14 protein-coding genes are annotated in these 14,146 nt (G+C 57.5%); 6 read left to right on the plus strand and 8 right to left on the minus strand.

Translation table 11 applies throughout. The features are described from left to right. Positions 1 to 27 precede the first annotated feature (27 nt). Complete coding sequence (locus QP904_RS05730; protein ID WP_259824420.1) at positions 28 to 1,428, minus strand: class II fumarate hydratase; 1,401 nt, start codon at positions 1,426 to 1,428, stop codon at positions 28 to 30. Between the two features lie 85 nt (positions 1,429 to 1,513). Continuing rightward, positions 1,514 to 2,527 (minus strand): class II fructose-bisphosphatase, encoded by a 1,014-nt coding sequence (gene glpX, locus QP904_RS05735; RefSeq protein ID WP_200287823.1) that lies wholly within the window; start codon positions 2,525 to 2,527, stop codon positions 1,514 to 1,516. A gap of 188 nt (positions 2,528 to 2,715) precedes the next feature. Between glpX and QP904_RS05740 the strand changes: the two genes are divergently transcribed. Next, positions 2,716 to 3,285, plus strand: a complete 570-nt coding sequence (locus tag QP904_RS05740) for a DUF4245 domain-containing protein (RefSeq protein ID WP_034656435.1) — start codon at positions 2,716 to 2,718, stop codon at positions 3,283 to 3,285. Here the strand turns inward: QP904_RS05740 and QP904_RS05745 are convergent. From QP904_RS05745 to xseA, 3 genes are read right to left on the minus strand one after another with little or no spacing between them, the layout of a single operon-like run. Then, the gene (locus QP904_RS05745) at positions 3,269 to 3,637 is read right to left on the minus strand and encodes a hypothetical protein (protein WP_259824419.1); all 369 of its coding nucleotides are present in this window, start codon (positions 3,635 to 3,637) and stop codon (positions 3,269 to 3,271) included. The two genes, QP904_RS05740 and QP904_RS05745, sit on opposite strands and share 17 nt — an antisense overlap. Then, a complete protein-coding gene (locus tag QP904_RS05750) occupies positions 3,637 to 3,906 on the minus strand; it encodes an exodeoxyribonuclease VII small subunit (protein ID WP_259824418.1) in 270 nt (89 codons plus the stop codon). Before QP904_RS05750 ends, QP904_RS05745 begins: the two co-directional genes overlap by 1 nt. A gap of 21 nt (positions 3,907 to 3,927) precedes the next feature. Further along, complete coding sequence (xseA, locus tag QP904_RS05755; protein ID WP_259824417.1) at positions 3,928 to 5,169, minus strand: exodeoxyribonuclease VII large subunit; 1,242 nt, start codon at positions 5,167 to 5,169, stop codon at positions 3,928 to 3,930. A 141-nt stretch (positions 5,170 to 5,310) separates the two neighbouring features. On the opposite strand from xseA, the gene QP904_RS05760 reads away from it, so the two are divergent. Next, the gene (locus QP904_RS05760) at positions 5,311 to 6,261 is read left to right on the plus strand and encodes a 4-hydroxy-3-methylbut-2-enyl diphosphate reductase (protein ID WP_023021876.1); all 951 of its coding nucleotides are present in this window, start codon (positions 5,311 to 5,313) and stop codon (positions 6,259 to 6,261) included. Between the two features lie 65 nt (positions 6,262 to 6,326). Here QP904_RS05760 and QP904_RS05765 read toward each other — a convergent pair whose 3' ends face one another. The 3 genes from QP904_RS05765 to QP904_RS05775 all read right to left on the minus strand — a co-directional run bounded on the left by QP904_RS05765 (position 6,327) and on the right by QP904_RS05775 (position 9,769). Next, the gene (locus QP904_RS05765) at positions 6,327 to 7,130 is read right to left on the minus strand and encodes a DUF6542 domain-containing protein (protein WP_259824416.1); all 804 of its coding nucleotides are present in this window, start codon (positions 7,128 to 7,130) and stop codon (positions 6,327 to 6,329) included. A 62-nt stretch (positions 7,131 to 7,192) separates the two neighbouring features. After that, a complete protein-coding gene (locus QP904_RS05770) occupies positions 7,193 to 8,263 on the minus strand; it encodes a DNA recombination protein RmuC (RefSeq protein ID WP_034656472.1) in 1,071 nt (356 codons plus the stop codon). A 36-nt stretch (positions 8,264 to 8,299) separates the two neighbouring features. Further along, positions 8,300 to 9,769 carry an AI-2E family transporter gene (locus QP904_RS05775; protein ID WP_023021873.1) on the minus strand — a complete coding sequence of 490 codons (1,470 nt, stop codon included), beginning with the start codon at positions 9,767 to 9,769 and terminating at the stop codon, positions 8,300 to 8,302. 47 nt (positions 9,770 to 9,816) lie between these two features. Here QP904_RS05775 and ychF point away from each other — a divergent pair, with 47 nt between their 5' ends. The 4 genes from ychF (at position 9,817) to QP904_RS05795 (ending at position 14,144) form a co-directional block, all read left to right on the plus strand. Next, the gene (gene ychF / locus QP904_RS05780; RefSeq protein WP_200287819.1) at positions 9,817 to 10,902 is read left to right on the plus strand and encodes a redox-regulated ATPase YchF; all 1,086 of its coding nucleotides are present in this window, start codon (positions 9,817 to 9,819) and stop codon (positions 10,900 to 10,902) included. A gap of 128 nt (positions 10,903 to 11,030) precedes the next feature. Continuing rightward, positions 11,031 to 11,564, plus strand: a complete 534-nt coding sequence (locus QP904_RS05785) for a type 1 glutamine amidotransferase domain-containing protein (protein ID WP_259824413.1) — start codon at positions 11,031 to 11,033, stop codon at positions 11,562 to 11,564. A 226-nt stretch (positions 11,565 to 11,790) separates the two neighbouring features. Next, positions 11,791 to 12,702: a cation diffusion facilitator family transporter gene (locus QP904_RS05790; RefSeq protein WP_284835697.1), complete on the plus strand. Its 912-nt coding sequence runs from the start codon at positions 11,791 to 11,793 to the stop codon at positions 12,700 to 12,702. Positions 12,703 to 13,214: 512 nt separating this feature from the next. Beyond that, complete coding sequence (locus QP904_RS05795; protein ID WP_023021869.1) at positions 13,215 to 14,144, plus strand: PRC and DUF2382 domain-containing protein; 930 nt, start codon at positions 13,215 to 13,217, stop codon at positions 14,142 to 14,144. The last annotated feature ends 2 nt before the right edge of the window (positions 14,145 to 14,146 follow it).

The raw sequence follows: 14,146 nt of genomic DNA on the forward strand, positions 1-14,146 counted from the left end.
CGGGCGGGGTAGCGGTGCGGCGGATTCTTAGAAGTTATCGCGGTCGCGGTTAGTCATGCTCAGCACGTCGAGGCGCTTGTCCAGCTCTTCCTCGGTGAGGTTTTCGCCGTCGACAAAGCCCAAATCAATGACGGCCTGGCGAACAGTGATTTTCTCATGCAAGGCATGCTTGGCGGCCTTGGCTGCGTTCTCGTAACCAATAGCAGAGTTGAGCGGGGTCACGATGGAAGTGGAAGACTCCGCAAAGTGCTTCATGCGCTCCTCGTTGGCCTCGATGTGATTGATGCACTTATCGGCGAAGACGCGGGAGGCATTGGACAGCAGGCGAGCAGACTCGAGCACGTTGCGTGCCATCATCGGGATGAAGACATTGAGCTCGAAGTGGCCCTGGGCACCGCCGAAGGCGACTGCGGCGTCATTGCCCACCACCTGGCCGGCAACCATGGTGACGGCCTCCGGAATGACCGGGTTGACCTTACCCGGCATGATGGAAGAACCTGGCTGCAGGTCCTTCAGGTGAATCTCTGCCAGGCCGGTCAGTGGGCCAGAGCCCATCATGCGGAGGTCATTAGCAATCTTATTAAGGGACACAGCAACCGCGCGCATGGCGCCGGAGAACTCCACCAAGCCATCGCGTGCGGCCTGTGCCTCAAAGTGGTTCTCTGCTTCCTTTAGTTCCGCAACACCGGTGAGCTTCTTGAGCTCTTCGGTGACCTTAGCGCCAAAGTCCGCAGAGGTATTCAGGCCGGTGCCGGTGGCGGTACCGCCGATGGCCAGCTCGCCCAAGCGTGGCAGGGTGGCCTCGATCCGCTCGATGCCCAGCTCAATCTGGCGGGCGTAGCCACCGAATTCTTGACCGAGGGTAACCGGGGTGGCGTCCATCAAGTGGGTACGGCCCGCCTTGACCACGTCGGCGAATTCCTTGGCCTTCTTGCTCAGGGACTCGTGCAGAACCTTCAGACCTGGAATGAGGTCATTGACGGCTGCTTCCGTAGCGGCCACGTGGGTGGCGGTAGGGAAGGTGTCATTGGAGGACTGGCCCATATTCACGTGGTCATTCGGGTGAATCTCCACGCCATTTTGGTGTGCCAAGGAGGCGATAACCTCATTGGTATTCATATTGGACGAGGTGCCCGAACCAGTCTGGAAAACGTCGATAGGGAAAGCATCATTGTGCTTGCCCTCGGCGATTTCAGTAGCGGCGGCGATAATGGCATCGGCCTTGTCCGCGTCCAACTTGCCGGAATCCTTATTTACCTGAGCACAAGCTGCCTTTAGGAGGCCAAGTGCGCGAATCTGCGCATTTTCCAGGCCGCGGCCGGAAATGGGGAAGTTGTCCACTGCGCGCTGGGTCTGTGCGCGCCACAGGGCATCTGTAGGAACCTTTACTTCGCCCATGGTGTCATGTTCGATGCGGTATTCAGTCATGTGAAGATCACCTCAGTTAATTGGGTAGTGTGTGCTTTCCAGTATGGCGGAGATCTACCAGGAGGTCCGCCTTCGGGGGTGCCCCCTAGTTTTTGGTCGGGGTGGTGTAATCTACTACGGAATATTCCTGCAGCTTGGATAGCTTATGGATGGAGTCGATGTAGCGAATGGTGCCGGACTTGGATCGCATAACCAGTGAGCGGGTAGTAGCGCCGGAATTGCGGTAGGAAACACCGCGCAGCATGTCACCATTGGTCACGCCGGTGGCAGCGAAGTAGCAGTTTTCGGAGGAGACCAAGTCAGTGGTCTTGAGGACGCGGTCCAAATCGTGGCCGGCTGCGCGGGCCTTTTCTGCTTCCTCTTCATCCTTTGGCCACAGCTTGCCTTGGATTTCGCCGCCCATGCAGCGCATAGCGCAGGCGGTGATGATGCCTTCTGGGGTGCCGCCGATGCCCATCATCATGTCGATGGAGTTGGAATCCTGGCAGGTGGCGATGGCGCCTGCAACGTCGCCATCCATAATGAGGCGTACCTTGGCATCTGCGGCGCGAATTTCCGAGATGAGCTGCTCGTGGCGCGGGCGATCAAGGACCACCACGGTCAGATCTTCGGGGCGAATATTCTTGGCCTTAGCCACGGAGTTAATGTTCCACTCCACTGACTCGTTGATGTCGATAGCGCCGACTGCTTCTGGGCCAACAGCAATCTTTTCCATGTAGAAGACTGCGGAAGGGTCATACATGGTTCCGCGCTCTGCGGCCGCGATGACGGAGATAGCGTTGGGGCGGCCTTCTGCCATCAAACGAGTTCCGTCAACGGGGTCCACGGCGATATCCATGGCGGCGCCCTCGCCGGTGCCTACTTCTTCGCCGTTAAATAGCATAGGGGCCTCATCCTTTTCGCCCTCACCAATGACAACGACGCCGTTCATTGCAACGGAGTTGATGAGCTTACGCATGGCGTCGACCGCCGCGCCATCGCCCTCATTCTTCTGGCCGCGGCCTACCCAACGGCCGGAAGCGAGCGCTGCTGCCTCGGTGACACGGACCAGTTCCATCGCCAGGTTGCGGTCAGGAAGATAAGACGTATTTTCGGACATGTGTAGTGGTTGCCTTCCATAGTTTTCTCATCGAGGGGTGTTCCCCTTGATGCTCTACCTTTCCATTCTCGCACTTTTTTGCTCTAATGGGTCCGATTTTGCGCCCCATTTGTGGGGGATTCATCAAACTTTCGGGGGAGAAGGGGCCGTGTGGCTTTTTGGAAGCACACCGTGCGATACTAAGGCGCGTGGCTGCAGAAGAAAGACCAAAGATTTTTGAAGGCGCGAAGGATATCTCCCTGTCCCTCGCCGTCGTGGTGATCATGATGCTGCTGGCCGTTGGAGCGACCGGCCTATGCTCGATCAATTCCGAAACTCAACAGGGAGCAGTGCAGGAAGTGGATGAACAAACCTTCCTTGAAACCCAAGCTCGCGCAGGAATTGGCGCTATTCGCAATCCTGATATGCCAGAGGGCTGGGAGGCTAATGCTGCCCGCCGCGTTGATATGGGAGGAGAAAACGCCACCGTGGTCAGCTGGGTGACCGCTGACCAAGGGTTTGTGGAGTCTACTCAGACACAGGTGGCGGCCGATGATGCGGGCAAGGAATACGACGCCAACTACCGCGGCATCGAATCTGCCCGTGAGGTCAAAGGGCACCAAGTGCGGGTACTAGAAAGTGATGACGACTCCGTGCGCCGCCTGTGGGTGACAGATTTGGGCGACGCCCGCCTCATTATCTCCGGTGCCGCAGACGATAGCGATTTTGAGGCTGCTACCGCTGCGTTTATCGACGCCGCACCTATAGCCGAAAAATAACCTCGCCCAATCCTTCTGCCGCAGCGGTGGCGCTAAGACCGTCGCCGGCCTGGGCAATGACCTCTGCGAGGGATTCCTCATCTAAGCCGCTAAGGCGCGTCTTTCCTACAAAAACATCGATGCGCTCACGCTGGGAACGCTGCGGATAAATAGCGATTTCGCGTACCTTATCGCCTGTAAAGCGCAGCACCACGGATTGGGAGAAATAGCTCACCTCGTCATCATCGCGGGTATGTGCTGGGCCAAAGAATTCCTCTACGAATTCCCGGGAGTCTCCCGCCATGATGGAACCGGCGGCCGCAGACTTCGACACAAAATCCACCCGCTCACCTGGATACCCATAAATCTGCACTACTCGTCTCCTTCTGCGTCTGCTACTTCGGCCCTCTCGAGCGCTGCTTCAACGCGCTTTGCTGCGCCGTCGAGATGTGCCTCGCACGTTCGGGCAAGGGCCTCGCCGCGCTCCCAATACTTCAATGACTCATCCAAGCCCATCTGCCCGAGCTCTAAGATCTTTACGGTTTCAATGAGCTCGTCTCGGGCTTGCTCATAACTCAATTTTTCTACTGGGGTAAAAGCATCCTGGCCTGGTTGACCGGTGCCAATGGTGTCCTCTGACATTATTTTCTCCTTGTTCGGTGATTAATCGGCGGCCTGGGAGGCCATAGAAACAGCGGTAATAGATCCATCGCCCACGCGGATGCGCAGTTGCGCGCCGGGAGGGGATTGCTCATAAGAGGTGACAACTTCGGGGCCGGAGCCATCTTTGGGTACCACTTGGACGATGGAATACCCGCGGGCAAGAGTTGCTGAAGGTCCCAAAGCTGAAACGCGAGCACGCAGCGACTCCACGTGGCGGGTCTCGCGTTCTACCATGACCTCAATTTCCCGGCGCATGGTGTCACGAGTGCGCTCTACTTCCTCGCGGCGCGTACGAATGGGGGTCATGGGGTCTGCCATGACGGGCCGGGAACGAATATTGTCCAGGCCGCGTCGCTCCCTTTCCACCCAGCCGCGCAAGGCGGCAGCCATCCGGGAGCGTGCCTCTGCGATAACGGCACGCTCCTCGGCCACGGAGGGGACGACGCGCTTTGCGGCGTCGGTAGGCGTGGCAGCGCGCAGATCCGCGACGTTATCGAGCACCGGGCTATCCGGCTCATGGCCGATGGCGGAGACCACCGGAGTGCCAGCAGCCGCGACCGCGCGTTGCAGCGCTTCTTCTGAGAAGGGAAGCAGGTCTTCTACAGAGCCACCACCGCGGGCGATGATGATGACGTCTACCTCTGGATCCGCATCTAGCTGCTGGAGGGCATCGATAACCTCTGGCACGGTATTCGCACCTTGAACCGCGGTATTGAGTACCCGGAATTGCACCGCTGGCCAGCGATCATGAGCTACCGCCATCACATCTCGCTCCGCGGCCGAACCGCGGCCGGTAATCAGCCCAATTTTGTGCGGCAGGTAGGGCAGTGGCCGCTTGCGAGCAGGATCAAAAAGTCCCTCTGCCGAAAGCTGCTGGCGTAATTTCTCAATGCGCGCGAGTAGATCACCTATGCCCACATGACGAATCTCCGTGGTCCACAGTGAAAAAGAACCGCGGCCGGCATAAAAAGCCGGCTTGCCATGGACAATGACGCGGTCGCCGTCTTTTAGCGGTGCTGACAATGACTGCAACATTGATGATGGGCAAGTCAGCTGCACGGACTTTTCCTGCTGTACATCACGCAGCGTGAGATAGGACAGCTTCCAGGTGGGTTTGAAATTAATTTGGGTTAATTGACCCTCTACCCACAGGTAGCCCAAGCGCTCGATCCAGCCCTTGACTTGGTCGTTGACTTTACCAACGGGCCAGGGAGTATCCGGAGTATTTGCCGGTTGATTCACACAGCCTCCCTTTCTTCAGTCTGCCGTGTTCTTCCGCCTAGTTTAGGGGCCAGCGCAGATGATTGCCCCGCTCGGGGTAGCCGGAATGGCGGCGGTGGGCCCCACTATTGTTTTGCGTGCTGTTTCGATACTCTGGGAGCCATGACTGAAGGTAAAAATGTTCTCCTCGCGGCACCGCGCGGATACTGCGCAGGCGTAGATCGCGCAGTTGAAACCGTAGAAAAGGCGCTGGAAAAGTACGGCGCGCCCATTTATGTACGCAAGCAAATCGTGCACAACCGCTACGTCGTAGAGTCTTTGGCAGAACGCGGCGTCATCTTTGTTGACGAGGCCTCTGAAGCCCCAGAAGGTGCCCACCTAGTCTTTTCCGCCCATGGTATTTCCCCGGCCGTTCGGGCAGAGGCAACGCAGCGCAAGCAACTAACGTTGGATGCCACGTGCCCATTGGTAACCAAGGTGCATAAGGAAGCCCAGCGCTTCCAGCGCGATGGCTATCACATCCTCTTGGTTGGCCACGAAGGACATGAGGAAGTGGAAGGAACCGCCGGCGAAGCACCGGAGGTTACCCACCTTGTGGATGGCGTCGAGGGCGTTGCTAAGCTGCCGGATTTCCTGCAGGACGAGAAGCTTATTTGGCTGTCCCAAACCACGCTCTCGGTGGATGAGACGATCACCATCGTCAATAAACTGCGCGAGCGTTTCCCGCATCTGGAAAATCCGCCTTCAGACGATATTTGCTACGCCACCCAAAACCGCCAAGAATCCGTCAAAGCCATTGCCCCCAAGTGCGACCTGATGATTGTGGTGGGGTCTAAAAACTCCTCTAACTCGGTGCGCCTGGTCGAAGTGGCGCTCGAGGCTGGTGCTAAGGCTTCACACCTCGTAGATTTTGCCAAGGAGATCGACGATGCCTGGCTGGAAGGCGTGCGCACCGTCGGAGTCACATGTGGTGCATCGGTACCAGAATTGCTGGTACGCGAGGTGTTGGAATTCCTCGATGCGCGTGGCTATAGCGACGTAGAACAGGTAACTACCTCTACGGAGACGATTACCTTCGCCCTGCCGCGCGACCTGCGCCCAGCACGCACTTAAATGAGCGCGTGCTTAAACTACATCTAAAATAAAAGAAAGGCCCGTTTCCGGGCCTTTCTTTTATTTTAGTCCTCGTCATAGAGGTTATCGTCCCAACCTTGCTTGGGCGCTTGCTTGTGCTCCTGAGACGCCGGTACCGAATCGCCGGCGCGCCGGGTTGGATCCGGGCGCATTGGATTTGCGCGTTCCTCTTGTTGGAGGCGGCGGCGTTCCTCTCGGTCGCGTCCACGCAGACGATCCTTGGGCGCGGGGCGGGACTTCTTTAATGCGTGAGAAGCGCGGGCGCGCTGCGGAGTGGCTTGAATTTTAGTAGGTTCCTTTGCCAGCCTATCGCGCGCCATCAAGTCAGCGACCGACAAACGCTCAGCGCGATTGCGGCGGTCTTGCTCAGCATCGGAACGGCGAGAGGAAGTTTCCATTTTAGCGGTGCGACGTGCCGTCTTACGGTAGCGGACCCATCGCAACCAGCCGATGATTCCTGCGCCTACTAAAGCGATGAGGAGCCAGAGAAAGCTTTGGACAAGGGGGAAAGCTGCGGTTACGGTAGCCGTCTTGGAAAACGGTGATGCTCCCTCTGGCAAGTTGGCCTTGGTAATAAAGAATCCGGCCAGTACCACCGTGATGGCATACAAGATGGGGATGGAAGCCACCGTGAGGAAGAGGCCGCGTTCTTCTACGATGAGCGCCACCAGCAGCGAGCCGATGACGAGGAAGGCGAGGTAAGCCCACCCGATGGTACCCATCAGGATGGAAATCAACGCGCCGGTGAGCAAAATTGCCGCGAGCAGCCCAAGGCCCGTGCCCAGCGTGATGCTGGGGAGTCCAGAGCTTTGGGCGGCGGAAGACTTTCTTTGCTTGGCTTGTGACACGTCGGAAGATCCTACCGGTTCGTGCCTGCCCATGGCTATTTCCACGCACTAAGTCGCCGGATTTATAGTGGCGAATGCCCGCGCGGCCACGTATCGATGGCTATGGGCTCCCGTGGCGTGCGGTCCGTGCGGCCTGGGATATCCATCTCGTGCAATTTGCGGGCGGTGACGCCGACCCGGGAATCTAGCGAGGACAGTGTGGCATTGTAGGCTTCGACTGCCTTTTCCAAGTTGTGGCCCACCCTGCCATAGTGATCAGAAAGTGTATTCAGGCGCGTGTACAGTTCGCGCCCTAGGCGCTGAACCTCCTTTGCCTTGGCTGAGATGTCTTCTTGGTGCCACCCCATAGCCACCGTGCGCAGGAGGGCGAAAAGCGAGCTGGGGGTGGCAATTACTACATTGCGTTCAAAGGCATACTCGATGAGTTCTGGGTCCACTGACAATGCAGCATCGAGGAAAGGATCTGCAGGGACAAACAGGATGACGAATTCGGGTGTAGGTTGAAACGCTTCAATATAGTCTTTGTGCGATAGTGCTTGGACGTGGCCACGCATCAAGTGTGCGTGGCGGCGCAAGAAGCCGGCGTGTTCTTCTGGGTCATCGGTCTCCAGCGCGTCGAGGTAAGAAGTAAAAGGCACCTTGGCATCGACAATGATATGGCGGCCACCAGCCAACTTGATAACCATGTCTGGGCGAACGATGCGACCACCCAGCGGAGCAGAAACCTGGCAGTCAAAGTCCACATGTTTGGTCATGCCGCCTATTTCAACCACCCGCTCCAATTGCACCTCGCCCCAACGACCGCGGGTATTGGGCGAGCGCAAGGCACTAACAAGTTTGTCAGTGCGTTCAGTCAGACGAGAGGAGGTACGGGTTACCGCCTGGACCTGGCTAGAAAGGGAAGCGAGCAGCGCGGTGCGGTCTTCCTCAATTTCTTGGAGCTGAAACCCCAAGCGGTCCATGGCCTTTTCCAGCGGCTGGAGCTCAGCTTGGCGACGCTGCGATTCTTGCAGCGCGCGGTGTTCGGCACTTGGCGCCGAACGAGCAGCGGAGTAGGAATGGGCCAACCAACCCATTACCGCGCCGAGGGTGAGGCCGATAAAAAGTAGCAGCACGGGCAATGTGGAAGTCATGGAACCCAGCATGGCACGTACAGCCGACACAGCCCACTATTTTTTCGAATCTCCGTTCAAAAGGCCCTCGAAGGCATCGCGGGCACGGCGCAGGTTGGAGCGCACGCCGGGCTTCTCATGCTCTTTCGGGGTGGATTCCACGTTGAGGGCAGCGTCGAGGGAATTGGAGTTGCCGTCCGCGGCTACGTCCGCCACTGCGCCTTCTGGGGCTGCGTAGTCCGGCATTTTAAGCCACGCCTCGCGCTTATAGCGCCCTTGTTCCTCCGTATAACGGCCGATGAGGTAGCCAGCTACGGTGGAAAAGTCCAGCTCCGCGGCGGTCTTTTCGCCCGACTGGAGCTTCATCATATCTTGGCTGTAGCGATAGGCCACCGCGAACATCGCGGCTGCCGGAACCGCGAGGAAACCTCCCACCAGGCCAAATAGCGCAGAGCCTACGGTCACAGAAACCAAGACGATGACGGGGTGCAGGTCCATGGCCTTGGACTGCAGCCAAGGGGAAAGGACATTTCCCTCCAGCTGTTGGACCAGCAAGACCAGTCCAAGAACGAGCAAGGCCTTGGTAATACCAAGGGACACCAGTGCGATGGTGACGGAAAGGGCACCGGCCACAATTGCACCGACGAAGGGGATAAAGCCGGCGATGAAGGTGATGATTGCCAAAGCCATGGCCAGGGGGACGCCGATGAGGGCGAGGCCGATGCCGATAAAGACGGCGTCGACAAGCGAGACAACTGCCTGCGCACGAATAAAGCCTCCAAGCGTGGTCCATGCGCGGGTGAGTAGCTCAGTAAGGTGCCAGCCGGCGCGTTTACCGGTGGCATCGCGCAGCCAGGGGAGGAACTTGGCGCCGTCCTTGAGGAAGAAGAAGGTCAGCACCAACACAATGAAGAGGGTGACCAAGATGGAGGTAGCGGTGCCGATACCGGTAAAGACGGAACCCGCGATGGCGCCAGCGCGCTGCTGCAGCCAGGAAGCCGCTTCATCGATGTAGCTGCTCATATCCTCGCTATCGAGGTTGAGGGGTGGGCCCTGTGCCCAGAGCTGCAGGCTTTGGATGCCGGAGACCGTCTGCAAGTACAAAGAGCGGGATTGGCGCATGAAGTCCGGGGCAACGAAGGAAATGAGTCCACCCACTGCCGTGAAAGAAACCAAAATGGTTACGGCAGCCGCCAACGCGGCGGGGAGGCCAATGCTGCGCAACTTCTTAGCCACTGGGGCTAGGACGGTGCAGATGATGAGGGCCAAAAGCACTGGCAAGATGCCCTGCCAGAAATTGCCGAGCAAGCGGTAGAGGGCGTAGAGGAAAACGCAGATGATGAGCAGGCGGACCGCCCATAGGGACGCAGACTTAACTACCTCGCCGGCAATGACAGAGCGATCTACCTGATCGCCCGGTGGATGTGGCGATACATCCTCCAGCTTGCTGGTATCGAAGCTTTCATCAAACTTATCGCCCAGGCCCGTCTTGGGAGCCTCGGGCAGCGGTTGGTTATCAGAACTCACCCCACCATCTTGCCTTAAAAGAAGGTGGGTGAGTTAGGATTGGCCCCGTGAGTCTTACACTAGGAATCGTCGGCCTGCCCAACGTGGGCAAGTCCACATTGTTTAATGCCCTGACCCGTTCCGAGATCCTGGCGGCGAACTACCCGTTTGCCACCATCGAGCCCAACGTGGGCCTGGTGGAGCTGCCGGACTCCCGCCTGACCCACCTGGCGGAAATGTTTAACTCGGAGCGTATCCTGCCCGCTACCGTGTCCTTCGTGGATATTGCCGGTATCGTCTCTGGCGCTTCGCAGGGTGAAGGCATGGGTAACGCCTTCCTAGCCAATATCCGTGAGGCAGATGCCATCTGCCAGGTGGTGCGCGCTTTTTCCGATGACAATGTCATCCACGTTGATGGCAAAGTTGACCCGCGCAATGACATCTCCGTTATTAATACCGAGCTCATCCTCGCGGACCTCCAAACCATCGAAAAGGCTCTGCCGCGCCTTGAAAAAGATGCGCGCAAGAATAAGGACCTGGCTGCTGAGGTGGAAGCCACCAAGAAGGCGCAGGAGATTCTAGAAGATGACCGCACCCTCTTCGCAGCAGCTAAGGAGGGCGAGATTGACCTCTCGCTCGTGCGCGATCTGCACTTGATGACGGCAAAGCCTTTCCTCTATGTCTTTAACTCGGACGAGGCCGTGCTTACCGACGACGCAAAGAAGGAAGAGCTTCGCCAGCTCGTCGCCCCGGCCGAGGCCGTGTTCCTTGACGCCCAGACAGAAACTGAGCTGCTTGAGCTGGAAGTAGACGAAGCGCGCGAATTGCTTGAGTCCGTGGGCCAAGATGAGCCGGGGTTGGCTACTTTGGCCAAGGCGGGTTTTGCCACGCTGGGCCTGCAGACCTATCTCACCGCCGGTGAGAAGGAAGCCCGCGCGTGGACCATCAAGCAGGGCTCTGCCGCCCCGCAAGCTGCCGGCGTTATCCACACTGACTTTGAAAAGAAGTTCATCAAGGCCGAAATCGTTTCCTATGATGACCTAGTAGCCGCTGGCTCTATGGCCGAAGCTCGCGCTCACGGCAAGGTCCGCCAAGAAGGCAAGGACTACATCATGCAAGACGGCGACGTGTGCGACTTTAAGATCGGCGGTTAATTCCGCGTCTTCTAAGTCTTGGGCCTCCTAACGGAGAAGGCACTGCCCGCGCAGGCGGAGAAATTGTAGCGATTGAGAATCTTCCGCGTTATTGTGGGCGGCATACTCAAATAATAGGAGGTCACATTATGGCTGAACTAGACAACAAGATTATTGCTGTTATCGCTACCGATGGTTTCGAAGACTCTGAGCTGACTTCTCCGCTGGAGGCCGTGAAGAACGCTGGTGCTACCGTGCGTGTCATCGCCCCTAAGTCCGGTACTATTACCGGCAAGAAGGGCACGGAGATTTCCGTTGACGCCGTTACCGCTGATTCAACCGGCGAGTCTTTCGATGGCATTATCTTGCCTGGCGGTACCGACAATGCCGACCTGTTGCGCTTGGACAAGGCCGCAGTAGAAATCGTGCGCAACCACATGAGCAAGGATCTCCCGCTTGGTGCTATCTGCCACGGTGCATGGATCTTGGCCGATGCTGAAGCTCTTAAGGGTCGTACCTTGACGTCCTTCCCCTCCTTGCAGACCGACCTGCGCAATGCGGGCGCCACGTGGGTAGATGAGGAAGTCCACTGCGATCAGGGCTTGGTGTCCTCCCGTACTCCCGATGACCTGCCAGCCTTTAATGCCAAGCTGGTTGAGGAGTTTGCAGAGGGCCAGCACTAAAGCTCCTCGGTTACACGCCACGGGTATCACCCGTGGCTTTTTTGATCTTGCGCCAGAGTTCCTACCCCTATAAGGTTTTAGTTTCCTGAAGGGGAGTAGTTCCCTCGGTTAATTCCGAGATGACTGGTCGACATACTGGCGTTTAGCCCGGCCAGCCAGCGCCCGCAGTGCCCGCGGCCGTGAACGAGACCTTCGGTCCGCAACCGAACCGAAGGGAGAAGTGACTATGTCCTCCATGGGCTCAGAGCAGCGCATTCTTGAGCGCTTCATGCAGCTATCCATCGCCGCCGCTGTGGCTACCATCATCCTTAAGGCCTTGGCCGCGTGGTTTACCGGCTCGGTGGGCTTCCTATCTGATGCTCTCGAATCCGTAGTGAACCTCGTGGCGGCCGTCGCCGGTTTTTATGCCCTCCGGATTGCTGCCAAGCCGGCCGACGATAACCACCAGTTTGGCCATGGCAAAGCGGAGTACGTCTCCGCCTTGGTGGAGGGCGCGATGATTTTCATTGCGGCCGGCATGATCATCTATACGGCCATCCAGCGCTTCTTTATTCCGCAGCCGATTGCTGAGGCAGGCTGGGGCTTGGCATTATCTACGCTCTCGTCTGTGCTTAACCTGGCGGTGGGTATCGCGCTCATCCGCGCCGGCAAGCGCTACCGTTCTGCCACCTTGGATGCGGATGGGCATCACCTGCTTACCGACGTCTGGACTTCCGTCGGCGTCCTTGTCGGTATCGCCGCCGTTTATTTAACTGGCTGGATGTGGCTAGACCCTGTAGTAGCCCTCGCTGTGGGTATCAATATCTTGTGGACTGGTTACACCCTCCTGCGCGATTCCGTGAGCAGTTTGCTTTCTGAAGCACTTCCCGCGGATGAGCGCCAGCAGATTCGCCAGCTGCTGGCCCGGTTGGAAAAGGAGCAATCGGTTACCTTCACGGACCGGCGTACTGTCGCTTCCGGCCGTCAGCGCTTGGTCTACCTGACCATGGAGGTGCCAGGAGAGTGGAGCGTTATGCATTCCCACGAGGTTGCTGACGCCGTGGAAATCGCCCTAGATGAGCTGTATCCAGGCTGCAGTGCGTTCATTCACGTGGAGCCGGCGGGCGTGGAAAACCGCCGCCCGTACCTATTTCGCTAGGCCTTAATTTTCTAAGTTTTCGGGCGGTCACTGTGGCTGATTTTTCGACCGACATGTGTGTAGACCCGTTCGAGTGAATAGGGCCTGTACATAACCTGTGCTTTTCCGCAGAAAGCATACACCCTTCTGAAAGGACTCTGTGGGTTTAGTGGCACCGCCTTTTGGGGGTGGGGTAAGTCTTGAATGATTTGGAGAAAGTCGAGGGTGTTGACTAGGGCGCTGCGGGGTCGTGAAACGACATCTATTTTTTAGATTCGGGCCATTTATGGTGCAGAATTCTTAACGTTATGAAAATGTTATTGATTGCTCTGAGCTGCATGAAGTCTTCTCTGGGTGAATAAAACGGCAAAAATTTCTTGCTGGCGGTCGAAAAATTTTGAATTCTCCGTATGGTGGTTGTCACACCAAGCAAATAGCGATTCTCACCCCCGCATTCCACATGTGGGGGCAAGAATATGTCCTTTTGATTGGCTGAAGAGAGCTATACCAATAGCAGAAAGGATTTACTGACAATGGGTAAGAACATTAAGGATCTGTTTAACGCAACCGCATACGACAAGGACGGCGAGAAGCTGGGCAACGTTAACGAGGTATTCGTTGATGACCAGTCCGGCCAGCCTACCTTCGTTGAGGTTAACCACGGCCTGTTCGGTATGAACTCCAGCCTCGTTCCGCTGCGCGGTCACGACTTCTCCGGCGATGACCTGAAGCTGGGCTTCTCCAAGGACCGCATCAAGGACGCCCCAGACTTCGATTCCGATAAGCCGCTGACCCCAGAGGCACAGTCCGATATCTTCAAGCACTACGGCCTGGATAATGCACAGGACGTTACCGATTACAAGGACTCCAACCTGGACTCCAAGCGCGACGTTCAGGCTGGCGCTGACAAGGACCACAACTTGGCCGCAGGTGCCGGCGTTGCTGGCGCTGGTGCAGGCGCTGCTGGTGCACACGCTAACGAGAAGAAGGAAGCTACCCACACCACTGATGCGGCTGCTGCTGAGCGTAAGGCTGGCGTTGCCGATAACGCTGCTTCCAAGAACACCGCAGCTGCGCACACCAACAATGACGGCGAGCTCATCCGTTCTGAGGAGCAGATGAACGTCAATAAGGAGCGTGTGGCTACCGGCGAGGCTCGCCTGCGCAAGTACGTTGTAACCGACACCGAGACCGTTGAGGTTCCGGTTGAGCGCGAAGAGGTCAGCGTTGAGCGCACTCCGATCAGCGCTGAAGATGCCAAGAACTACAACGGCACCATCTCCGGTGACACTGAGGAAGCTTCCGTCACCCTGCACGAGGAGCAGGTTAACGTGAACAAGGAAACCGTTCCGGTTGAGAAGATCAACCTGAAGAAGGACACCGTTCGCGACACCGAGACTCACACCGAGGAGCTGCGCAAGGAGCAGATCGACACCGATGGTGTTGATGGCCTCAAGAAGTAAAA

Source organism: Corynebacterium nasorum (genome assembly GCF_030229765.1).
Classification (GTDB): Bacteria; Actinomycetota; Actinomycetes; order Mycobacteriales; family Mycobacteriaceae; genus Corynebacterium; species Corynebacterium kefirresidentii.